General features: G+C 63.7%; 23 protein-coding genes. 10 read left to right on the forward strand and 13 right to left on the reverse strand.

The features are described 5' to 3' along the window. The first annotated feature begins 429 nt into the window (after window positions 1–429). The 3 genes from ACLMAL_RS16475 to ACLMAL_RS16485 are packed head-to-tail and all read left to right on the forward strand — an operon-like array spanning window position 430 to window position 2,652. Window positions 430–1,557, forward strand: a complete 1,128-nt coding sequence (locus ACLMAL_RS16475) for a hypothetical protein (protein WP_411999847.1) — start codon at window positions 430–432, stop codon at window positions 1,555–1,557. Then, on the forward strand, window positions 1,511–2,203 hold the full coding sequence (locus ACLMAL_RS16480) for a hypothetical protein (RefSeq protein ID WP_411999848.1): 693 nt from the start codon (window positions 1,511–1,513) through the stop codon (window positions 2,201–2,203). Before ACLMAL_RS16475 ends, ACLMAL_RS16480 begins: the two co-directional genes overlap by 47 nt. Then, window positions 2,203–2,652 carry a hypothetical protein gene (locus ACLMAL_RS16485; protein ID WP_411999849.1) on the forward strand — a complete coding sequence of 150 codons (450 nt, stop codon included), beginning with the start codon at window positions 2,203–2,205 and terminating at the stop codon, window positions 2,650–2,652. The genes ACLMAL_RS16480 and ACLMAL_RS16485 overlap by 1 nt, the downstream gene beginning before the upstream one ends. Window positions 2,653–2,838: 186 nt before the next feature. On the opposite strand, the gene ACLMAL_RS16490 is transcribed toward ACLMAL_RS16485, so the two are convergent. Further along, entirely contained in the window at window positions 2,839–3,288 is a 450-nt protein-coding gene (locus tag ACLMAL_RS16490) for a GtrA family protein (RefSeq protein ID WP_411999926.1), read from the reverse strand. A 473-nt stretch (window positions 3,289–3,761) separates the two neighbouring features. Here ACLMAL_RS16490 and ACLMAL_RS16495 point away from each other — a divergent pair, with 473 nt between their 5' ends. After that, entirely contained in the window at window positions 3,762–5,414 is a 1,653-nt protein-coding gene (locus ACLMAL_RS16495; protein WP_411999850.1) for an amidohydrolase, read from the forward strand. Window positions 5,415–5,622: 208 nt separating this feature from the next. Next, entirely contained in the window at window positions 5,623–6,516 is an 894-nt protein-coding gene (locus tag ACLMAL_RS16500) for a hypothetical protein (RefSeq protein WP_411999851.1), read from the forward strand. Window positions 6,517–6,558: 42 nt separating this feature from the next. On the opposite strand, the gene ACLMAL_RS16505 is transcribed toward ACLMAL_RS16500, so the two are convergent. The 10 genes from ACLMAL_RS16505 to ACLMAL_RS16550 all read right to left on the reverse strand — a co-directional run bounded on the left by ACLMAL_RS16505 (window position 6,559) and on the right by ACLMAL_RS16550 (window position 14,101). Continuing rightward, window positions 6,559–7,467 (reverse strand): WXG100 family type VII secretion target, encoded by a 909-nt coding sequence (locus ACLMAL_RS16505; protein WP_411999852.1) that lies wholly within the window; start codon window positions 7,465–7,467, stop codon window positions 6,559–6,561. A 13-nt stretch (window positions 7,468–7,480) separates the two neighbouring features. Next, on the reverse strand, window positions 7,481–7,807 hold the full coding sequence (locus ACLMAL_RS16510) for a type VII secretion target (RefSeq protein ID WP_406235402.1): 327 nt from the start codon (window positions 7,805–7,807) through the stop codon (window positions 7,481–7,483). A gap of 273 nt (window positions 7,808–8,080) precedes the next feature. After that, the gene (locus ACLMAL_RS16515; protein ID WP_411999853.1) at window positions 8,081–8,797 is read right to left on the reverse strand and encodes a hypothetical protein; all 717 of its coding nucleotides are present in this window, start codon (window positions 8,795–8,797) and stop codon (window positions 8,081–8,083) included. 370 nt (window positions 8,798–9,167) lie between these two features. Then, the gene (locus tag ACLMAL_RS16520; protein WP_411999854.1) at window positions 9,168–9,491 is read right to left on the reverse strand and encodes a winged helix-turn-helix transcriptional regulator; all 324 of its coding nucleotides are present in this window, start codon (window positions 9,489–9,491) and stop codon (window positions 9,168–9,170) included. Between the two features lie 202 nt (window positions 9,492–9,693). After that, complete coding sequence (locus tag ACLMAL_RS16525; RefSeq protein ID WP_411999855.1) at window positions 9,694–10,935, reverse strand: NAD(P)/FAD-dependent oxidoreductase; 1,242 nt, start codon at window positions 10,933–10,935, stop codon at window positions 9,694–9,696. 87 nt (window positions 10,936–11,022) lie between these two features. Further along, window positions 11,023–11,352, reverse strand: coding sequence for a ScnB (locus ACLMAL_RS16530; protein WP_328408180.1), 330 nt, complete (start codon window positions 11,350–11,352; stop codon window positions 11,023–11,025). Then, window positions 11,349–12,059, reverse strand: coding sequence for a thiocyanate hydrolase subunit gamma (scnC, locus tag ACLMAL_RS16535; RefSeq protein WP_411999856.1), 711 nt, complete (start codon window positions 12,057–12,059; stop codon window positions 11,349–11,351). Before scnC ends, ACLMAL_RS16530 begins: the two co-directional genes overlap by 4 nt. Then, a complete protein-coding gene (locus tag ACLMAL_RS16540) occupies window positions 12,056–12,355 on the reverse strand; it encodes an SH3-like domain-containing protein (protein WP_406235393.1) in 300 nt (99 codons plus the stop codon). Before ACLMAL_RS16540 ends, scnC begins: the two co-directional genes overlap by 4 nt. Then, on the reverse strand, window positions 12,352–12,777 hold the full coding sequence (locus ACLMAL_RS16545; protein ID WP_328408175.1) for a hypothetical protein: 426 nt from the start codon (window positions 12,775–12,777) through the stop codon (window positions 12,352–12,354). Before ACLMAL_RS16545 ends, ACLMAL_RS16540 begins: the two co-directional genes overlap by 4 nt. A gap of 202 nt (window positions 12,778–12,979) precedes the next feature. Further along, window positions 12,980–14,101, reverse strand: a complete 1,122-nt coding sequence (locus ACLMAL_RS16550; RefSeq protein ID WP_411999927.1) for a CapA family protein — start codon at window positions 14,099–14,101, stop codon at window positions 12,980–12,982. 397 nt (window positions 14,102–14,498) lie between these two features. Between ACLMAL_RS16550 and ACLMAL_RS16555 the strand changes: the two genes are divergently transcribed. Further along, window positions 14,499–14,669 carry a hypothetical protein gene (locus tag ACLMAL_RS16555; protein WP_411999857.1) on the forward strand — a complete coding sequence of 57 codons (171 nt, stop codon included), beginning with the start codon at window positions 14,499–14,501 and terminating at the stop codon, window positions 14,667–14,669. Between the two features lie 252 nt (window positions 14,670–14,921). Here ACLMAL_RS16555 and ACLMAL_RS16560 read toward each other — a convergent pair whose 3' ends face one another. Then, window positions 14,922–16,361: a wax ester/triacylglycerol synthase domain-containing protein gene (locus tag ACLMAL_RS16560; RefSeq protein WP_411999858.1), complete on the reverse strand. Its 1,440-nt coding sequence runs from the start codon at window positions 16,359–16,361 to the stop codon at window positions 14,922–14,924. A gap of 169 nt (window positions 16,362–16,530) precedes the next feature. On the opposite strand from ACLMAL_RS16560, the gene ACLMAL_RS16565 reads away from it, so the two are divergent. Next, entirely contained in the window at window positions 16,531–18,174 is a 1,644-nt protein-coding gene (locus ACLMAL_RS16565; RefSeq protein WP_411999859.1) for a cytochrome b, read from the forward strand. A 96-nt stretch (window positions 18,175–18,270) separates the two neighbouring features. Here ACLMAL_RS16565 and ACLMAL_RS16570 read toward each other — a convergent pair whose 3' ends face one another. Beyond that, the gene (locus ACLMAL_RS16570) at window positions 18,271–18,480 is read right to left on the reverse strand and encodes a DUF397 domain-containing protein (RefSeq protein WP_328408169.1); all 210 of its coding nucleotides are present in this window, start codon (window positions 18,478–18,480) and stop codon (window positions 18,271–18,273) included. A 416-nt stretch (window positions 18,481–18,896) separates the two neighbouring features. Here ACLMAL_RS16570 and ACLMAL_RS16575 point away from each other — a divergent pair, with 416 nt between their 5' ends. Genes ACLMAL_RS16575 through ACLMAL_RS16585 form a run of 3 tightly spaced genes read left to right on the forward strand, consistent with a single transcriptional unit; the run spans window position 18,897 to window position 21,131 of the window. Further along, a complete protein-coding gene (locus tag ACLMAL_RS16575) occupies window positions 18,897–19,394 on the forward strand; it encodes a DUF309 domain-containing protein (RefSeq protein WP_411999860.1) in 498 nt (165 codons plus the stop codon). A 14-nt stretch (window positions 19,395–19,408) separates the two neighbouring features. Then, window positions 19,409–20,347 (forward strand): tRNA glutamyl-Q(34) synthetase GluQRS, encoded by a 939-nt coding sequence (gene gluQRS / locus ACLMAL_RS16580; protein ID WP_411999861.1) that lies wholly within the window; start codon window positions 19,409–19,411, stop codon window positions 20,345–20,347. Window positions 20,348–20,384: 37 nt separating this feature from the next. Then, entirely contained in the window at window positions 20,385–21,131 is a 747-nt protein-coding gene (locus ACLMAL_RS16585; RefSeq protein WP_328408163.1) for an RDD family protein, read from the forward strand. Window positions 21,132–21,156: the final 25 nt, after the last annotated feature.

The raw sequence follows: 21,156 nt of genomic DNA on the forward strand, positions 1-21,156 counted from the left end.
AGGGGATCGTCTCCCCTATTGGGTGGAGCGAGGTTGCCACCGACCGCAGTGGTGCTGTCGTGAGGAACTCGGCGCCTCCCTGTCGGTGCACAACTCCGCCGACTGGTTCAACTGCTACGGCCGCGTCGACGCCCGCGAGGACCTCTGCGACAGCCCCATGCATGGCGGCGACACGATGTCGTGCTCGTCCGCCGGCGAATGCGCACCCCAGGGCGCGGCCGGATCGAACTGATGCCTGCGGGTCCCCGACCGCCCGTCACTCATCATGATTCGGTGACCGGAATGGCTGATCGACGCCCCCAACGGTCATCCCCGCCACCAGCTGCACCGCACCGGGCCGGCGACCGACCCTTGGCTAATCCTCTTGCAGCGCTGGGCATTACCCGGCTCACCGGCTACGCTACGAACCAGAGGATTGGGGTGGGGACCATGGCCGACTTCACGGTTGATGTGTCTGGTCTTGCGGGGTTCGAGTTGGACCTGCAAGACCTCGGCACGAACTTCACGACAAACGCCTCGCGTTTGCTGCCATGGGTCACTCTGCCGACCGGGACAACGGGACTCATGGCCACGCTGGCGCCATCGATCGAGAAGTTCAAGACTGCGATCTCTTCGGCACATCAGAAGGATCTGGCCGCTATCGGCGCGCTCGGGGAAAACCTCTCCACGGCGAGCACAAAATACCAAGCGACAGATGGTAACTCGGCGAATCAGCTGACGGCGGCTGCCGTAACCGGGCTCGGTGACACGGGCGCGTCCGGATCCAGTAGCGCTGAAGGTGTCAAGCGGTTCAGTGGTTTGCAGCTGCCCAGCCTGTCGGATATTCAGGAGGAGCAGTATGCGACCCGCCAGGTCGTGACCACGGGCATCACATCGATCAGCAAATACGACGAAGCGTTGAGCCAGGCGATCGGCATCAAACCCGCCGCCGACTACCTCGTCCCGCTGGAAGCGGATTGGGAAGCGCTACAAGCCATCGGGAAACGTATCGGGCTGCTCGGCATCAACGACTATGTCACCTCGGAGAACCTCACCTCCGGCACCCGCTGGTTGCAAAGTCTCTGGTCGGGCGATGCAGCACAGGCATTAGGTACCAGCGCGAACAGCCTCGGTCAATCGATCGCCGGGCGGAGCATCGACCTGGAGACGATCTCGAAGATCGTCGAGAACGGCGGCGCGGTTCTCGACCGGCAGGTCTTCAACCAGACCATGGGGCTCGTCGGCGGACTCGCACAGCCCATGACCTTCCTCAATTTCACACTCCCGCTCGGGGACTGGGCGCAACTGATCAACGGCCCGATGCGGGAATCGATCAGATCGGAAATCACCTCCGCGGTCGACACACTGAAGAAATCAGCCGAGTCCAGGAAAGGGGCGCTGAACACGATGCTCGAACGCATCTCCACAGCGTTGGACTACACACCGGGCCACAGCGTACTTGCGTACAACGCAAGCGAATTCGAGGTTCCCGACAAAGTGGTTATCGACGTGGGTACGCTCCGGTACGGATATGGGAACAACATCTGGTGGGAGAACAGCATTGCATCCGCCGGCTGATCCGTCGATTCCGTCCAGTCACCCGCAGTTCGGCTCCGATCGCAGCATTCTCAACCGATCCGAAGCAGGGCTCATCAGCACGACGACGGCCCCATCCGTGCAGCTCTACTTCGATCACAAGGGCTACGACTTCGCCGGGGATCTCCTCGACCAGTACCTGGCCAATCATGGCGCTGACTACGAATACATCATCCGTTCGGTCAACGTCGCGCAGATCGTCAAAACGCAAGCCATCAAAAGCGCCGCCGAAAGTCAGTTGAATTGGATCAAGGGTGAGGCCAGGCGAAACGGAGACCGTGGAGGCGCCGTGCAGGAAATCACCGCTCCGTGGGAACCGGTTTCGGTCACCGACGACTCCGATGTCACGCTGGCGCTGGGCACCTTCTCGGTTGCGGTCGGCAGCGACACCACTGTGCAGAAATCAGATGACAAGCTGAAGGCCGACATACGATATCGCATCTACGTCTATGACTTGTACGATTTCGACAAGACTGTCGACTGGTGGTCTTCGGATCCCGAATTGGCGGTCAAGAAAGGTCTCAACCACGATATGCGGCAGCTGGAGGAAGCGGGGTGGGCGCGCAGTTTCAAAGCGCGTGGCAACACCGAATCGCTGGGTGACTACACGTGGTCGGGGGATCTTTGATGGGGCACATCCGGAGCCAAGCCTGCGTACGCGTCGGTTGGGCGTCGGCGCTGGCCGGCCTGCTAGTGCTCACGGGTTGTGGTAGCGACCCTTCGGATGTCGAGAAGATCGGGGAATGTGGCGGTATCCACTTCCCGGACAGCGCGAAAGTCATCGCAACCAAGAGCGCCATGGCCGGCGGTGGCGATCAGACCGTCGAGGTGGTCGCCGAGCTACCGCGCGCCGATCTGGACTCGTTCAAAGCGAATTCGCATCTCGGCGAATTCCAGGCTGGAGTGCCGAGCAACTGGAAGAGCCAGTACTGGCAGGGCAGCGGCGTAGCGGATTCGCTGCAGGCCGATGCCGGGAACGAGCATTACACCGAATGGGACGGCAAAACCGGGCGACAGGTGGTCGTGCACGACCTCGGAGGCGACAAGAGCATGGTGTTCGCCCGCGGATTGTGTTGACAAGTAACATGATCTCTGTGGACTCGGCGAGTATGCCGAACCTCTGCATTACGCCATTGAGTGTTGGCATCGGCGGCGTAGCCTCGTAGGCGTCAGCAGCAAACGTGCCGATCACCTGGAACATCCTGTAGCGCTTGCGTTCAATAGCACCAGGAGATTTGACGCCGGGGGCTGATTCGAGGTGTCTTACAGACCTTCGCGGAAGACGAAGCCGCGCAGTGCCAGGAAGCGCATACCGCCGACCGCCGCCATGAGGGCGATCATGGCGCCCGCCTGTGCGATCTCGCCGAGGCCGGGTGCCCAGAACTCGAGACCGGCCAGCGCCGCCGTGCTGATCAGCAGGCCGATCAGCGCCAGCCCGCCGCCTTCCCACTGCGCGGTGAACCAGCCGACCCGTCCGGCCGCGCGGAAGGTGAGTTGCCGGTGCAGTTCGTTCGCGATCACCGTGCTGACGATCGAGCCGGCGATATTGGCGACCAACGGGCCGAACCCGTTCATGGCCATGAACAGCAGCACATAGGCAATGTTGCTGGAGCCACCGACCAGGGCGAAGCGGATCAGCTGGGCGAAGGCGTGATCACCGCGCAGATACTGCATCACGCGGGCGAGTCGGTCGAGCCATTCCGTGCGCAGCATCGGGTAGGAGCCGGCACCGATAGTCAGATCGAAGCCATCGAGGATCGTCTTGTGGCCGTATGGCTGCCGCAGCCCGGAAGTGGCAATTGCTGTGCTGTTCACATGAGTACTGTCGCCAGCGTGGTCGACACCGACCTGATGCCGACCTGACACGCCAACTGACACGGTGTTCGGCCTGGTCACAGCGGGTAAGTGGCGACTAACAGGCACCGGTCTGTGCACGGGATCATCGGCGGTGCGGCCCGACAGGACGCCCCGTCAGTGACCGGCCCTCCCGGCAGGTGCGACAAATGATCGGCGGTGTGCTCGGCGACCGTCGACGCGATCTTCACCGCCCGGCCGTCGATGGTGGAGTCGAGCTGGCAGGGCCGGCCATCCTGCCGGCCCGCTGACCGATCCGTCAATTGACCTGTGTGCGCCGGGAATCCGTTCGATACTTGGGAGATTGCTTCGCGACCAACTCCGGAGGAATCATGACCGAGATCGTTTCCAACACGGCAGTTGACACCATCTACTTCGGCGGGGATATCGTCACCGTCGACGACGCCCGGCCCAGCGCGGAGGCGGTCGCTGTGAAGGGTGGTCGAATCGCGGCCGTCGGGGACCTGACCGATGTGTTGGCGCAGGCCGGTGACGATACGCGGCTGGTGAATCTGCGCGGCCGGACGCTGCTGCCCGGGTTCGTCGACGCACACAGCCATCTGTCACTGACCGGGTTCCAGGCAGGCACGGCGAATCTGCTGCCCGCGCCCGATGGCGAGGTCAACGACATCGCTGCGCTGCAGGCCGCGCTAAAGGCGTGGACCGACACCGAGACTGGGAAGGCGTGGACTTGGATCATCGGATTCGGTTATGACGATGCCCAATTGGCGGGCCTCGCGCATCCGACCCGTGATGATCTGGACGCCGTTTCGGTAGAGCGGCCGGTGCTGGTGATCCACCAATCCAGCCATCTGGGGGCTGTCAACAGCAAGGGCCTCGAGCTGCTCGGGTATGACGAGAGCTCCGAAGATCCCGAGGGCGGGGTGATCCGGCGCTGGCCTGGAACCCTGGTGCCCAATGGGGTACTGGAGGAGACTGCCTTCTTTGCGGCGTGGGGGAAGTCGGCAGAGGACTTCGACGAAAAGGAGCGCCGCCGGCTGATCGAGCTCGGTCAGCGGGCGATGGCTGCGTTCGGATTCACGACCGCGCAGGACGGCCGGGTAATGACGACGACGGATCTGGACGCGCTGCGAGCGGCCGCCGATGATGGCCTGTTCGATATCGATGTGGTCGCCTACCCGGACAGTTCGCTGGCCGCGAAGCTCGAAGAGGCGCCGGGGCCGCAGTACAAGAGCAGACTGCGGATCGGCGGGCTGAAGCTGGGGCTCGACGGGTCGCCGCAAGGGCGGACCGCCTGGCTGACCCAGCCGTACCTGACGCCCCCAGAGGGCAAGGACCCGAAGTACCGGGGGTATCCGGCGATGTCGGACGACACAGTGTTGGACGCGGTCGGCGACGCATACAGCAAAGGGTGGCAGATCCTGGCGCATGTCAACGGCGATGCCGCTCTCGACCAGTTCATCACCGCGTTGCGTCAGGCCACCACACGTTATCGGCCCATTGATCCGCGGCCGGTGGCGATCCATGCGCAAACCGCGCGGGAGGATCAGCTCGATGCCATGCAGGAGTTGGGCGTGATTCCGTCGTTCTTCTCCATGCACACCTTCTACTGGGGCGACTGGTACCGGGAAACTGTGCTCGGCGAACGGCGCGCGGCCCGAATCTCGCCTGCCGCATCCGCATTGCGGCGGGGGCTGCGCTACACCTCGCACCATGATGCGCCGGTGGCGCTGCCCAGCTCGATAGCGGTGCTGGCCAGCCAGGTCACCCGGGTCACCCGCAGCGGACATGTGCTGGGCGAGCAGCAGCGGGTTTCGGCGCTCGACGCCATCAAGGCGACCACGCTGCACGCCGCTCACCAGTACTTCGAGGAGGCGACCAAAGGCTCGATCACCGTGGGTAAGCTGGCCGACTTCGTTGTGCTGAGCCGCAATCCGCTCGCAGTCGAGCCGGACGAGATCAAGAACATCCAGGTGCTCGAGACCATCAAGGAGGGGCGGACCATCTACCCGGAGCAAGAGTAGTGGTGCTGGACCTCCGAGGCCGTGCCCCGGATCCCCACCCACTCCGGCCGCCAAAGACAGGACAGGCAACCGGAACCCGGCGTAAACCGACCCACACCGATCGCGATCAGGTCGTCACGCCGGATGAACCGGACGAGGACGACGAGTATTTCAGCAAGTAGTCCTGGCTGGTGTAGACCATGGGTAACCGCTGCCAGGAGGAGTTGTCGTGGGTAGATACCGGAGTTCGTCCGAGTTGCCGCTGCCGGCGGACTGGGATCGAAAGGCGTTCGGCGCGTACCGTTATGCGGTAGTGCCGTTCGTGATGGCGTTGGTCCCCCTCCCGATGGTGCTGGCCGGGATGTGGGCAATTGTGACAAATCGGGAATCGGTGTGGCCCGGGCTTGTCCCGCCCTTGCTCATGTTCTTGGTCTGGGTCGCCCCGTTCGCCGGCTGGGGATGGTCGGTCTGTCCACGAGAAGCTCCGACGGCCGCTGACATCCGCTCCACCGACACCGGTAATGCGCTTGTGCTGCCGGTGCAGCTCCCTTCCCGAATCGCTACTTTCGCAACGGGGGCGGTCGGGGTACTCCTGCTCGGGGTCGGACTGTGGCAGCTCATCGCATCGTTCAACCACGACTTGTCGACCGGAATCGCGGCTTTCTTCCTGCTGGCCTTGCCCGGTATGGTCGCCCTCCTTCTCTTCGCCGGCACCTATCGACGCAGAGTAAACACCGACAACACCGGCATACAACTGACTGCACGTCACATCACGATCAATTACGGCGACGACCCCACCACCGTTGCCTGGCACGACATCTCGGCAATCGGCGCCCGTTGCTATCGAGAGGGCACCAGCAGGTTCGCCAGCCGAATCAACGCCACCACCCTTGTCACCGGCGATGCCGATACCGGCTACCGGACCATCGACATCGCCCACAAGGCTCTCCGCACCGACCCCACCCGGGTCTACCACCAGCTCATGTTCTACCTGCGCAATCCCGGGCTGCGATCAGAACTCGGCACCGAACCCGGGTTGGATCGGTTCCGCCGCGGCGGCTATTTGCCGGAACACTCGCTTTCCCTCGTCGACAGGCACATTCGCGAGGCGAGCGCCGAATAGCACCGCACCGCACCACCGGCGGTCACGATCGACCGAGCAGCCTCACGCGGTCAACGCCGTGATCCCGGCTCGGGACGCGCCCTGCACGATCTGGATGACATTCGGCACCATACCGAGAATCGTCGACGTCTCCGTCGCCAGGTGAGCCAGTGCGTTGGATATGCTCATGGCCCCGGTCGAGATGCCGGTGGTCGCGCGGACAATCGCGGCAAAGGACGCGGTGCCACCCGAGGCAATGATGATGGCGGCGGCCTCGACCAGGATCCCGGCCAAGGTGTTCAGAATTTCGGTCACGACGCCGCGAACCCCCTCGACGAGGTTACCGAGCGCGGCATTCACTTTGCTCAGCGAGTCGGCGAGCGAGGCCTGGGCCTCGATGTCGGCCATGAACGCGTCCGCCTTGGCTTTGTAGGCGTCGCTGGCAGCGCCGGCCCAGTCGCTGACGCCCTTTTCGAGTTCCGTGTTCCACGTTTTCGCGGCCTCGCTCAGCGCTGTCGAGATTTTCGTCCAGGATTCGGAGTACGCCTTGACCATGTCCGGGTTACCGGTGACCCAGTCGAGTGCCTTGCGCAGCGGTTCGACATTCTCGAGCATCCAGCCCATCAGCAGCCCGCCCACGATGTTGAAAGGATCCAACTTCGCCAGCGGGACGCCCAGCGCAAGATTCTTCCGAAATTCCAGCACGTCCACGACGCCGGAGGCGGCTGCGGAGGCTTTGAGCGCCGCACCGTACAGGTTCGTGCCGGTATCCTCGCCGCCGACGGCCGCCTTGACCGCGCCGACGGCTTCCCACGCATCGCCCAGCGGCGTTCCTTTGAGGAGGCCTGGTTCGGCGCCCTCGCTGGTCAGCGTGGGCATCAGGGGCTTGTCCTGGAAATATACGTTGCGTTCGTCGACTTTCGAGTCGAGCAGGTCGTTGCCTTCCGGCGCCGCGGCGTCGTTGAAAACCATGCGCTTCCCCTATCTAGTTGATCTGGCTCTGCTGACGCTCGATCTCGGCCTTGCGACTCGCCTCGAGGTTGTCGAAGACATCTGCGCAGTGACGCAGCGTTTTCGGCAGCGTCTCAGTCGTTTCGACAATCTGCTTCAGGCTCGAGGTGATCCGATCGTGCAGCGAATCCACCATCAAACCCGCAAGCCACCCCACCAACGACCCGTAACCGTCATCCACCTTGGCCAGGTAGTCCGCGGCCTCCTTCGCTTTGCTGACATTCTCGAGCGTCGATTCGACCTGCCCGGCGTGCGCGCGTACCCGGTCCGGATTGACAACGACGTCATCGCTGTTCCACATCTGCCTGCCCTCACTCGCCCCGATACGGCCACCAAATGATGGTCTACTTCTCTTGGACGCGGGCAAGGCCCAAACGGTTGCACCGAGTTTCCGCAGCGCGCCAACGGATCAGGCGGCAGACGTCTCGCTCTCAACCGTCCCAGCCGAGTGCGCGCGACAGCGACGGCAACACCAGCGGTTGCGAAACATCCGACGGGATGAAGGCGAGTTGAGCAGTGCGGCAATGTGTTCGGCGGTTCCACACGCACGTGCGATGGTTCGGTGCCGCGACTGTCAGGCCGCTGGTCCGGTGGTTCGCGCTCGAATCCACTGGGCGATGGCGATCAGGGCCGAGATGAGGGAGATGGCACCGGCGAGCCATGCCCAGGTCGTGAGACTCGCGGTGGCATAGGCGACCTGACGCATGCCAGGCACCGGATATTGGCCGTTGCCGGTAGCCCAGCGAACCAGTAGCCCGACCTGAGTACCCGCATCCCGGGCGGATCCGTATCCGACCATGCGTTTCACTTCGGCCGCTTTGCTGTTCAAATGGGCCACCACGACGACTATGAGAAGCGCCAGCGTTACCGAAGAACCCACCGCGACATAGGAAAGCACCTTGGTGCGTGCCCGAAGGTTCACCAGTACGGCGAAGACGGTCACGGCGCTGGCCGTGCTGGCGAGAACGCCCCAGGTGCCGTTGACATCCGCAGCGGGCGGCGGCGATCCGGACCAGAGGCTCGCCAGTGATGTGGATATCTGAAGCCCACCGAACGGATCGGCGCTGATCTGGCCGTCGGTGCCGGAAGCGGTAAGCCACGGTTTGAACAGCATGCGGAACGTGATGATGCTCCCGACCGCGGCGCACAGGTAACCCCAGTTCCCTCGAAGCGATGCCAAAACCTTCCCGACTTCTTCCCTGCGCTGCGAGACAATGCGTTGTACAGTGCTCGGCGTATCGACCTTCCGATAGCGAATCTTGTTTGCTTGCCATGGAGTCGGCTGCACCATCAGCCCAGCCTATGAGGCCGGCAATCATTTTTACCGTTAAGAACTGCCAATCTTCCGATGCATCCGGACCGGTACCTGAACGTTAGCTCCAGAGACGGAAATTCCACATGCAGCGAGGGCTTCGAGTCAGTTTGTCTTTCGTACCAGCAGATTCACAAGACACCCCGACTCAGGGCCCACTCGCCAGCGAAATTTTGGCAACCGTCGATTGGCGCTCGGCGACCATGCCGATCATCGAATCGAGGTGCGGCCGTTAATGAAACGCAAATATCGCGTCCAGGTCAGCACTTCGCAAAGCCCTTCGCGAGCGCCGCACCACGTCATTGCGGTGTTCGGCCGCCCATTCGGCGACGGGCCCCGAGCACGAAGGTCAGCTGTGCCCCGTGGTTGTCAGCGCGTACCCGACCGAGCGGGACGGTCGGGACACCGTCGGATCGACGAGACCGTCGCGTTCGAGTCGGCGCAGGGTCAGCGTCAGCAAGCGCTGTGAGATCCCGACTCCCGGCAGCCCTCCCGGCTGACAGATCCCATCTGTGGTCTCGACGTACTCCACTATCGCGGGTGACTTCCCGACCCGCACGAAGAGCGATCTCGGCGAGCTGCTCGGCAGGCCCAGCGCCCAGCGTTGCCAGTGATCGCCGACGCCGACGGCTGACGTCCGCAAGCCGATCGTTCGGCCGAAAGATATGGCCATATTCAGGGCGTACAGGGTATTGACTGGACGCAAATCCGGAGGAGACTAATCATTACACCGGAACACCGGAGAGAGCCGCACTGTCGGCAGAGACGTCTGTCGTAGGCGTTGACCCTTTTTCCAGGATCTGGCCAGGCCCCCGGCAAGCCAATCGAATACCGGAGCTTCGAGCGACGGCTGAAGTTCATGGATTCGATGGAGACTACCGGGGACTGTTCTGTGTGGGGGTGTTTCCGAGCGAGGTCTCCGGTGGGCGGCTCGAGCAGCCCGTCGGCGCCATTCGGCTCACGAGGTGAAACCAGCGCCGAATCCGCGTGGCGGCGAATTCGGCTTTCTCGATCGCGAGTTCGGCCGAGGGCGGGTCGAACGGTGCGATCGGAGTGGGCCCGGAAAGGAAGTCGGCGTCGACCTTGCCGACGAGGCCGTCCCCGAATTCGATGTAGCAGGAGCCGCGGCCGAGATACTTCTCGGGATCGGGCGTGCCGTGCAACCGTGCACCGATGTGCGCTGCCACCGTGCGGGCGGCATCCTCGGCGAACACGCCGGCTCGTGGGACCGGCGCGTCCGCGCAGTCACCGATCGCGTAGACGCCCGGATACCGGGTGGCGAGCGTGCGCGGGTCGACGTGGATCCAGCCGTCGGCGCCGCCGACGGTCAGCCCGGATGCCTCGACCACGGGCGGAACACAGTGCGTCGGGATGCCGATGAACAGGTCGTAGGCGAGGTCACCGGCGTCGGTAGCCGCGACATGCTGCTTCGGGTCGAGCGCATGGACCCGCGTTCCCGGGGAGTAGTCGATCCCCCGTCGGGCGAGCGCCTCGACGAGCGCGGCAGAGGTGTCCGCGGAGACGGGAATCGGTGAGTCCATGGGGGTAAGCATGTGCATTCGGGTGCGGTCGCGAAGGCCACGCCGCGTCAGCAGCTCGTGCAAGAGCATCGCGCCCTCGTAGGGTGCGGGCGGGCACTGGAACGGCACACTCAACACCGCGGTCACAATGGTTCCGCCGTCGAAAAGGGCCAGTCGATCGCGGAGTCGGCAAGCTCCTTGGATCGAGTAGTACTCGTGGCCGTCCTCGATGAACCCCGGGGTGGCGGCCGGGTCGTAATCGGTGCCCAACGCGACAACGAGGAAGTCCGGTTCATAGCTGGCGGCATCGGTGACGACACGGCGGGTCTGCGGGTCGATCGACGTCACCGATTCCTGTCGGAACTCGACGCCGGGACAGGCGAGATCGGCGTAGCTGATGCGGACGGATTCCGGTGTCCGACCGCGAAAAAGGATGTCCAGTTTGGTGAAACCGAACGTGAACCCATCGTTGTGGTCGATGAGTTCTACGCCCGCCTCGGGCAGTGACTCCGACAGGCAAGCGGCGAGCTCCAGCCCGCCGAAGCCGGCGCCGAGGATAAGCACCGTTGGCTTTCGAACGTTGTCGGCGATCGACATTGCGCACCCCACGATGCAGCAGCGGTTGGACGAGTCATGATCGGACTATTTCTCGAGCCGTGTTGTCGGTGCGGGCGGGCATCATCGCTACTCCCGGTTGAACCGCGCCCGAATCACCTCCATTCGCGCCTGCAACTCCTCCGGGGTGATCAGTCCGCGATCCATCAGCGTGTGGGCCGTCACGACTACCGATCGGGTTCGCACGGGGAAGCCGTGGTAGATCGTCTCGCCGAGTGCATCCTCGACATGGCGGCGTTCCAGGTTGTCCAATGTGCCGCGCCAGGACAGGCATTCGCACGTCGCCTGCATGCTCGACTCCCATGGGTCCGGCTTGCGGTCGAGTTCGGGAAGCGAGCTCTCCCGGTGCGACTCGGGGTCCAATGTGTGCAGGAGAACCTCGTACGGACCGCTTGTCACTGCCGACCACCTCGTCCCGTGGCGGCCTCGGCCTGGTCCGGCGGCGCCTGCGCGGTCCAGTCGACCTGCGGCAATGCCACGCCGATCATCGTGTCCCGAGTGACGATGGCCGCCAGTTGCTCTTCCGTCCAGCCCTCGGTGCCTTCGGGCCGCATCGGCATCACCATAAACCGAGACTTCTGGTTCGAGTCGTGCACCCGGACCTCGACGTCGGGCGGAAAGTGCAGGCCGAATTCGGCGAGCACCTCGCGGGGCCAACGCACGAGGCGCCGACGGTAATTGGGGGTGCGATACCAGTCCGGAGACATACCCAGAACCGGGCGCGGGTAGCACGAACACAGCGTGCACACGATCACGTTGTGCACCTCGGGTGTGTTCTCCAGCACGTAGAAGTAGGTGTAGTCGCTCGGCGTTCCGGAGCCGGTCGGGTCACGCCAGTCGATGCCGACCTCCTTGCACGTCTCGGTACCGTCGGCGAGCAGGCGCGCCTTGAAATCTGGATCCATCCACGCCTTCGCGACCAATTTCGATCCGCCGTGCGGACCGACCGATTCGGCCCACTCGGAGAAGCGTCGGTGATCTTCCTGCGAGAAGAGGCCCTTTTCGATGGCGAGTTCGCGAATCGCCGTCTCCAAGACCTCGAACTCGCTGATCTCTCCGGTCGTCTGGATCGCTGCGTGCGCCCCGTGATCGTGGGTCCGACTCACTTGGCATCCTCCTCTGCGGGCTCGAGCCAACGCTCGGAGACCTCCGTCTCCAGGGTGTCGACGGCGAAGCCGGTGTATTTGGGCCACAGATCTATCTGGCGGAACCGCACCACGTAGAACGGTTCGACGCGGCCGTCGTCGCGGCCCCATGCCTCGTCCTCCGGAATCACCCACTCGGGCCGGTGTTCGACGACAACACCCGTGCGCCCGCGGGTGTACGCCTGGGTGCGAGTGTGGAACATCGACGTCTTGTCCCGAACCCGAACGCGATCGCCGATCTCGTACTTCCTGGTCATGTCCGCGCCTCCATCCGTGCGCGTACCTCGTCCAATTTCGCCGACAGCTCGTCGGGGGTGATCAAACCCTTGTTGATCAGGTACTTCGCGGCGACAGTCGCCCAACGTGCGTAATAGGGCAGACCGAAGTACAGCGTCGCGCCGAGGTCGTTCTCGGCTCGACGGCGTTCCTCGGAATTCCACACGCCACGCCAGCCGAGGCATTCGCAGGTGACGTAAGTGTTCATCTCCCAGGGTTCTTCGACTTTTTCCTGGTATTCGACCGGCATATCCGGCTGTCCGCCGACGTCGTGCAGGACGTGACGGAGAGCGGCAAACAATGCGTTCGAGATCTCGTACGGGGAATCCAGCGGGGTACGGAACACTGGAGCGATGTCTGCGACGCGATGTTGAAGTTCGTCGAATCGGTTCGGTGAACTCATGAGGTCTCCGTTGCGACAGATCCGATATCTCCCGACCGGGTGATTACATACGGCGCACACCAGGCTATGGCCCGCCGCTGGAGCGGCTGGCCGACGATCCCGCAGGTGGGAAACACCGGCGGCAATGTGACACCTATCGCAATTGCGTCATCCGCTTGCCAAGGGTACACGTCAAGATCGCTGTGCTGAAGGGTGCTCGAGCTCAGCGTTTCGCGTCCTTGAATACCACGGGTAGGTCGTCGTGCCGCATCGCCACGCGTGTGCCGAAGCTGCGGCTTATGTGCTCGATGGTCTCGCACAGCCATCGGGATTCGCTGCGCGCGGCCGATTCGAGGCGCATGCGCCGAACCCGCAGCGGAATCATTTGCACTTCGACCGCATCGATATCGATCGTCACCAGATACAGCAGACGAAGATCGGTGCGGTACCGCTCATGGCCATGAATGCCCTCGTAGTCGTCGATGACATCGCCGCACCCGTACAGAATCGGTTTGCCTCGATAGATTTCGATCGGCCGCGGATGGTGTGCGGAATGCCCGTGCACCAGGTCGACGCCGGCATCGATCAACCGATGTGCAAACTGCGTTTCGCTCAGTGCCACCCCGTAGCCCCAGTTGGGTCCCCAATGTATGGAGACGATAGCGATATCGCGAACACGCTTATGCGCCAAAACATTTGCCGCCACCTCGTCGGCGGCACGAACACTCGGCGAATTGCCGACCCACCACAGCCCTGGACGATCATGACATGCGGCCCAGTAGTCCGGAACCCCGCTCGATCCCGCCGCGACCGAGACGATCACCGCCCGACGTCCGCCCTCGAGTTCTGATATCGCCGGGACCAGGGCGTTATCGAGATCCGCACCCGCTCCGGCGTGGTGGATACCCGCGGAATCGAGCGCTTCGAGTGTGTCGGCCAGGCCTTCGATACCGAAGTCGAGGATGTGGTTGTTGGCCAGTGCGCACACGACCGGTGCGACAACGGTCAACACCGGCAGGTTGTCCGGGCTCATCCGGTAGTGGATGCCTTTGGCAGGGTCGAATGCGCCGTCGGCGGTGATCGCGGTTTCCAGGTTGATCAACCGCACGTCGGGGTCGAACTGCGCGAGGATCGGCAGGACAGCACCCCACGGACGGCGGAAATCCACCGGGCGGATAAAGAGGCCGTTCGCACGTTCGGCCAACTCCACATATGTCCGTGCATCGTCGACGTATCGTTCGCGCAGCCTCGGATCGCCGGGATGCGGCAGAATCTGGTCCACCCCGCGGCCCAGCATGACGTCGCCGCCCAGCAGCACGGTCGTCATACCACCATTGTCGTTCATTTCCGAATTTCTGGAAATCAGTAATGCGGGCGGCCGGTCCGCGATCCGGCACAGTGCCGAAAATAAACAGAATCGCGCAGTGCTGGCGATGACAGGTGGCGCGGTCTTAAAATCAGGAAGTCGGGGAATGTCAATGAGCTCGACAATCGGCGAGCTGGTCCGCGCGACGAACTCGCCGGAAGTAGGCATCATGATTATCAACAGGACCCACAGCACCGGCACATGCCGGTTACTTGCGAATATTGCGCTGGCGGGAGCCGCGGCGGCGATTCCAACACTGGCGGTAGCGATTCCTGCCATAGCGGCACCAATGCTCACACCCGGTGTGGTGCAAACGAATTACCCTCGATGTCACAGTGACGACCTATGGTGCAATCGCGACAGCCAATGGGGCTTGATGAAGGAAAAAGAGAGCGACAGCGAGGACGAAGAATGCGGCCACGGCTGGGACCAGGGCTGGAGCAAAGGCGAGAAGCACAGCGAGAATCAGGGCGGTAAGCAGGGCGAGAACTATGGCTGGAACTATGGCGGGAGCCCCATGTCTCCCAACGGCTGGTCCCACAGATAGCTGAGGGCGCATTTCAACGACAGGCCCCGCCCTGAATATATGGACCGGTTGCCGGTCGCCGGCACCATGCTGCGGCAGGACCTCGATATCGACGAATCAGCGGCCGAAAACACTCGTCACGATCTCGGTGGCCCAGCTGTTCACCGGCGTCGCGACGTTCACGTCGCCCCGGGGCGCAACACCCAGTGAAAGATGATGCGGCAGAGGGGATCCAGCAGTTCGGTCTGGTCGCCTACCTTGCCGGATTCCGAATCAGCCGGCTTCGTCGGCCACCTCGTGCGCTTGCGCTATCTCACGCAACGCTGCGACCAGCAGGTCCGAGTAGACATCGATATCCGGCAGCGCCGCCACGTCGGCGTGGATCGAAATCGTGATCGTCGCGCCACGACCCTCGGCATCCTCGCTGAGGCCGTGCACGCCGTGGGTCAGGTGCATGACCGAGCCGAGTGCGGGGAAACCCGCGGTGAACAGGACTCGGCCGCCGCCGAAAGTGAGATCGGCGGGGCCGCGGTGGACGCTGGAGACCACGGTGTGGCCCGCGATCGAGTCGGGGACGGTGTCGAGCGGGTAGCGATCGATGTCGCGACGCAATAGTGCCGCGGGGACGACGGCGGTGACTCGGTCTTGCGCGGCAAGCAGCGGATGCCCGGCGCGGGCCATCCGGTCACCCAGCGCATCGGCGATGCGACGCGAGCGCAGGCGGATATCGGGTTCGGCGACGAAGAGGTCGACGCCGAGGCTGCGGTAGTTGTTGCGGGGTGTGGACACCCCCGGTAGCGCCATCGGCACCTGCGCGCCCAGCCGGTCCACCTGTGCACCGCGCGATTCGAGGTAGCGCGTGAGCGCGAGCGATATCGCGGTCAAAACAACCACGGTCACCGTCCGGTCGGGGATGCGCAACTGATCCGGCGTGCAAACGATCATGCGCACTCGATGATCCGAATCGCCGACCTCCGTCGCGGGGTTGACCAGGCTGGGCGTAAAGCCCGGCCCCGGTGCGGGCACCTGCCCGGTGGCGGTGAGTTCGGCCAGCTCCTGCTGCGACCGGTAGGCGTGATAGCCGCGCACGGCGGTCCGCAGCACCTGGATGGGCGTGCGCAGCAACCCGAGCACGGCAGCCGTCCGAGCGGAATCGAGCAGCACAGATCCGGCCGGCGCCCACCTCCGCAGCGGCATGCGTGGTGTGGAGCCGGCGCGCTCCTGGTCGGTGGCAACGGACTCCGAGAACAGCGCGCGGGCGATCTGCGCGGCCCGTCGCCCATCGGCCAGGGCGTGCGACATCTGGAGCACCACCACTGTCGCGGGACCCGCATCGGGCAGCCGACCCGGCACTCCGATGACGTCACGGAAAAGGTGCAATCGCCAGGGGCGCACCGTCGCGTCCAGGACGGTGCCGAGTAGTTTGCCGAGCACCTTCAACACAGTCGGCCAATTCGATTCCGGCGGTAGGTGTTCCATGAATTGCTCGGCGGCGAAATCACAGGGTATCCACGATGGATAGTCCAGATCCGCAGGCACTTCGCGTAAGCGAAGACGCAAGTCGGGTATGTGCGCGCTGCGCCCGGCGACCAGCGCACGCAGCTCCGCGGCCGGACGGCCGGAGTCGGCGAAGCAATACAGCAGGAACAGATCATTGTGAGTGCGCCTCGACAGCCAATACATCGTCGCGTCCTGGGGTGCTATCGAACTCACTCGTCGAACGATATCGGCTGTTGTTCGCGGCGGCCGGAGCGGGCGGGCAAGCGCTGAATGATCTTGTTCCGCAGCGACGTTCGATGAAACCTATCGATTCCGACCAGATCCTCTGCTACCTTCTGTAGTAGAACAAAATCCCACTCACCCAAGGGGCGGGGTGTCGATCATGGCTGGTCAGATAAGTCGCAAGCTCAGCGCGCAAACCGATGCCGCGGACGAGCGATACCGGGCTGCGGCATTCGTCAAACGGTCGATCAACAAGGTCTTTCCGACCCACTGGTCGTTCCTGCTCGGTGAGATCGCCCTCTACAGCTTCATCATCCTGCTGCTGTCGGGCGTCTACCTGACCCTGTTCTTCGACCCATCGATGACCGAGGTCGTCTACAACGGCGCCTACCAGCCGCTACGCGGCGTGACCATGTCGCGGGCCTACGAGACCGCGTTGAACATCTCCTTCGAGGTGCGCGGCGGCCTGTTCGTCCGCCAGGTCCACCACTGGGCCGCGCTGCTGTTCGCGGCGTCGATCATCGTGCATCTTTTCCGCATCTTCTTCACCGGTGCGTTCCGCAAGCCGCGCGAGGCCAACTGGGTCATCGGCTCGCTGCTGCTCATCCTGGCGATGTTCGAGGGATACTTCGGCTACTCACTGCCCGACGATCTCCTGTCCGGCACCGGTCTGCGTGCGGCCTTCTCCTCGATCACGCTGGGCATACCGATCATCGGCACCTGGATGCACTGGCTGATGTTCGGCGGCGACTATCCGGGCAACATCATCATCCCGCGCCTGTACATCGCACACGTCCTGCTGTTCCCCGGCATCATCCTCGCGCTGATCGCCGCGCATATCGCGCTGGTCTGGTACCAGAAGCACACCCAGTTCCCCGGGCCGAGTCGCACCGAGCGCAACGTGGTCGGCACCCGCATTGTGCCCGTCTTCTCGCTGGACCAAGGTGCCTTCTTTGCCTTCACCCTCGGCATCGTGGCGATCATGGGCGGCCTGCTGCAGATCAATCCGATCTGGAATATGGGCCCCTACAACCCTTCTCAAGTCTCCGCGGGTTCACAGCCGGACTTCTACATGATGTGGACCGACGGCATGATGCGCCTGATACCGCCGTGGGAGCTGTATCTCGGCCGCTACACGGTGCCGGCACCGGTCTGGGGCGCGCTGATCATGGGACTGGTGTTCACGCTGCTCATCACCTACCCGTGGATCGAGAAGCGGCTGAGCAGAGACACGGTCTCCCACAACCTGTTGCAGCGGCCGCGAGATGTACCGGTGCGCACCGCAATCGGCGCCATGGTGATCGCCTTCTATGTGGTGCTGACCCTCTCGTGCGTCAATGACATCCTCGCCTACAAGTTCGACATCTCCCTCAACGCGACCACCTGGATCGGCCGGATCGGCATCCTGATCGCGCCTCCGATCGCGTACTTCGTCGCATACCGGATCTGCCTCGGCCTGCAGCGCAGCGACCGGGCCGTGCTGGAACACGGCGTGGAAACCGGCGTGATCAAGCGGCTTCCGCACGGCGAGTACATCGAAATCCATCAGCCGCTCGGCCCGGTGGACGAGCACGGCCATCCGATTCCCTTGGAGTATCAAGGTGCGCCGGTACCAAAGAAAATGAGCAAGCTCGGCGCGGCGGGCCAACCAGGCACCGGCGCCTTCCTACGCGCCGACCCCCGGCCGGAGTCCGAGCGCAACCTGGCGGTCGAGCACGAGGAAGAGCGCAAGCAACTCGCCGTGCTGCGGCGGTATCAGGACCAGGTCAACGGCCACGAGGGCAACGGCCACCGGTCGCACTGAGTTGGCACCGCGTGTGCACATCAGCCCTGAGCAGCGCGAAGGCCCCAAGTCCTTTTCGACTCGGGGCCCGTCCTGGCCGGTTCGACGCGACTTCGGTTAAGCGCGACCGAACTCCCCCGCTGCTACTCCCGTTAGGAATGCGTCCCACGCACCCGGCGCGAATGCCAGCGCCGGACCACGTCCGTTGTTCTTGGTATCGCGAACCGCTACGTTGCCGTCGACGAGAAATGCAACTTCCACGCAGTTCCCGTCGGGACCACTGTGTGTGCTCTTGCGCCACACAGCGCCCGTAAAGTCAACCTCCACGGCACTAGCTCCTTTGCTGCGTCGAGAACGAGAATTCTTCTGACATCGCTCTAACTAGCACCGGCACTCGGCAGGAACGCCGAATCCCGTGGTGCGCCTAGTGGTAGCGCGCCGCTTTCACGGTGCGTCGTGATCGCACTGCGCTCGAGGTGGAATACACCCCCGGGGTTGCCCCCGCGGGCTAAAGACTAGCAGGTTCATCGATAATTTGCCGATCTCTTGCCGGTTCAATCATCGCATTTGCCAATCTTGCGAAGATGAAATGTTGCGGAGACATTGCCAGTCGGTGACTTTCATTCGGACAACAGGTACATCGCTAACTTTTGCACCGATGTGATTACTCCGTGATCCGTCAATTAATCACCAAGGGCGCCCTTCCCTCGACAGCTTCGCAACAGGCCGTGGATCATGGGGGCATGGTCGAACGCCCCCGCGACGAGGCAGGTCGTGCCCGCAATCCTCGCCCACGCGACAGGTTCGGGCGCCCGCTACCCCCTGGCAGCCCCGGTATACCGCGAATTCCGGATGACCTGAATCTGCCTCCTCAGCAAACTCTTTCGTACGCTCAGCAACTGCTGGATGAGGGCCTGGCATTCAACGCACACGAGGTATTGGAGGCCGCATGGAAGAACGGACCGTTCGCCGAGCGGATGCTGTGGCAGGGTCTCGCGCAATACGCGGTCGGTCTAACGCACATCCAGCGCGGCAATCCCAAGGGCGCGCGTACGCTGCTCGCCCGCGCCGTGACCCGGCTCAGCGCCTACCAACCGGACGATAGCGGCGAAGCGGATACCGACGCGCTCTATGGAATCGACCGGTCGGGCTTGATCGCGCACGCCGAGGCCCTGCTCGTCGAACTGGATTCCGAAACGCCGATCCCTGCCGACCGGCTCAAGCCACAGCTACTGGGCTGACCACGCCGCCTACGATGACAAATGTGCGCTTTCCAAATGCAGTGACAGGCGCGGGCCGGTACGCACCGAGCCCGTCGGGCGATCTGCACCTCGGAAACCTGCGCACCGCACTGCTGGCCTGGCTGTTCGCCCGCGCATCGGGCAGGCGGTTTTTGATGCGCGTAGAAGACCTGGATCGGGTGCGCCCCGGCGCACAGGCGCGGCAGCTGGCCGATCTGGCCGCGATCGGTCTCGATTGGGACGGACCGGTGATCAGGCAATCCGAGCGGCTGCCCCGCTACCAGGCGGCCATCGATCGGCTGACCGAGGCCGGGCTTGTGTACGAATGCTATTGCACCAGAAGGGAAATACAGCAGGCCGCGACCGCACCGCACGGGCCGATGGGCGCATATCCCGGCACCTGCCGCGCGCTGAGCAAGACCGAACGTGCCGAACACCACGCCAACGGCAGACCCGCCGCGCTGCGACTGCGCGCCGCGGTGACGGAGTTCGAGATCGTCGATGAACTACACGGACGCTACCGCGGCCAGGTGGACGATGTCGTGCTGCGCCGCGGCGACGGCACGCCCGCCTACAACCTCGCCGTCGTGGTCGACGACGCGGCGCAAGGCGTGGATCAGGTGGTGCGCGGCGACGATCTGCTGTCGTCCACACCGCGGCAGGCGTATCTCGCAACGCTGCTCGAGCTGCCCGTTCCCCAGTACGCGCATGTGCCGCTGGTGTTGAACGAGGACGGAATTCGGCTGGCCAAACGCGACGGCGCGGTGACACTCGCCGATCAACTCGCACTGGGCAACACGCCCGAGCAGGTCGCCGCGGCGCTGGCCTGTTCGCTCGGATATCCGCCGTTGTCGCCGGTCGAGGTCCTCACCGGTTTCACACCCGCCAATCTGCCCGACGAACCGTGGATACTCGACGAGAATGGGTTGTTGCAACGCAGCCGATGTCCGTAACGTACGCACTCGACCGATCTACTGACGAGGACTGAATATGACAAGCGGTGGGTACGACCCCAATAAGCATCCGCAAGGCGGGCAGCAGTATCCGCAAGGCGGCCAGCCGGATCCGTACGGGCAGCAGCCGCCGCAGTACGGCCAGCAGCCCCAGTACGGGCAGCAGCCGCCCCAGGATCCCTATGGCCAGCAGCAGCCACCCCAGTACGGGCAGCAGCCGCCGCAGTACGGCCAGCAGCCACAGTACGGGCAGCAGCAGCCGCCGCAGTACGGCCAGCAGCCTCAGTACGGCCAGGACCCCTACGGTCAGCCCTATCCGCAGCAGCCGCAGTACAGCGGGCAGCAAGGCGGTTACGGCGGACAGCCCGGTGACATCGGGACCAGGATCGGTGCCCGTGTCATCGACCACCTGATCGTCGGAATCCCGGTCTCCATCATCATTCTGCTGATCTTCGGCTTCAGCAACACCGGCCAGTTCATCAACGGCGCGGTGGTTTCGCTGGCACTGCTCGGCTACTTCGTCGGCATGGAGACCACGCAGGGCACCACCCTCGGCAAGAAGATGCTCGGACTCAAGGTCCTCGCGCCCGGTGGTGCGGCGAAGATCGATCCCGAGACCTCGCTCAAGCGCAACATCTACGTCGCGGCGTCGATCATCCCGTGCGTCGGTGGCCTGATCTCGCTCGGCCTGATCATCTACATGATCATCTCCACCTCGCAGGACCCGAACAAGCAGGGCTGGCACGACAAGTTCGCCGGCGGCACCCAGGTCGTCAAGAGCTGACACCGCCTCGCACGACCACGACATA

Source organism: Nocardia sp. CWNU-33, from assembly GCF_046764895.1.
Classification (GTDB): domain Bacteria; phylum Actinomycetota; class Actinomycetes; order Mycobacteriales; family Mycobacteriaceae; genus Nocardia.

Bases quoted from the DNA above. Each gene is read 5' to 3' on its own strand.
- gluQRS (WP_411999861.1), top strand. From the start codon at position 19,409: ATGACAAATGTGCGCTTTCCAAATGCAGTGACAGGCGCGGGCCGGTAC.
- ACLMAL_RS16510 (WP_406235402.1), bottom strand. From the start codon at position 7,807: ATGTGGAACAGCGATGACGTCGTTGTCAATCCGGACCGGGTACGCGCG.
- ACLMAL_RS16540 (WP_406235393.1), bottom strand. From the start codon at position 12,355: ATGACCAGGAAGTACGAGATCGGCGATCGCGTTCGGGTTCGGGACAAG.
- ACLMAL_RS16505 (WP_411999852.1), bottom strand. From the start codon at position 7,467: ATGGTTTTCAACGACGCCGCGGCGCCGGAAGGCAACGACCTGCTCGAC.
- ACLMAL_RS16520 (WP_411999854.1), bottom strand. From the start codon at position 9,491: ATGGCCATATCTTTCGGCCGAACGATCGGCTTGCGGACGTCAGCCGTC.
- ACLMAL_RS16545 (WP_328408175.1), bottom strand. From the start codon at position 12,777: ATGAGTTCACCGAACCGATTCGACGAACTTCAACATCGCGTCGCAGAC.
- ACLMAL_RS16575 (WP_411999860.1), top strand. From the start codon at position 18,897: ATGGTCGAACGCCCCCGCGACGAGGCAGGTCGTGCCCGCAATCCTCGC.
- ACLMAL_RS16585 (WP_328408163.1), top strand. From the start codon at position 20,385: ATGACAAGCGGTGGGTACGACCCCAATAAGCATCCGCAAGGCGGGCAG.
- ACLMAL_RS16565 (WP_411999859.1), top strand. From the start codon at position 16,531: ATGGCTGGTCAGATAAGTCGCAAGCTCAGCGCGCAAACCGATGCCGCG.
- ACLMAL_RS16515 (WP_411999853.1), bottom strand. From the start codon at position 8,797: ATGGTGCAGCCGACTCCATGGCAAGCAAACAAGATTCGCTATCGGAAG.
- ACLMAL_RS16495 (WP_411999850.1), top strand. From the start codon at position 3,762: ATGACCGAGATCGTTTCCAACACGGCAGTTGACACCATCTACTTCGGC.
- ACLMAL_RS16480 (WP_411999848.1), top strand. From the start codon at position 1,511: ATGGGAACAACATCTGGTGGGAGAACAGCATTGCATCCGCCGGCTGAT.
- ACLMAL_RS16475 (WP_411999847.1), top strand. From the start codon at position 430: ATGGCCGACTTCACGGTTGATGTGTCTGGTCTTGCGGGGTTCGAGTTG.
- ACLMAL_RS16485 (WP_411999849.1), top strand. From the start codon at position 2,203: ATGGGGCACATCCGGAGCCAAGCCTGCGTACGCGTCGGTTGGGCGTCG.
- ACLMAL_RS16550 (WP_411999927.1), bottom strand. From the start codon at position 14,101: ATGAACGACAATGGTGGTATGACGACCGTGCTGCTGGGCGGCGACGTC.
- ACLMAL_RS16525 (WP_411999855.1), bottom strand. From the start codon at position 10,935: ATGTCGATCGCCGACAACGTTCGAAAGCCAACGGTGCTTATCCTCGGC.
- ACLMAL_RS16555 (WP_411999857.1), top strand. From the start codon at position 14,499: ATGAAGGAAAAAGAGAGCGACAGCGAGGACGAAGAATGCGGCCACGGC.
- ACLMAL_RS16490 (WP_411999926.1), bottom strand. From the start codon at position 3,288: ATGCTGCGCACGGAATGGCTCGACCGACTCGCCCGCGTGATGCAGTAT.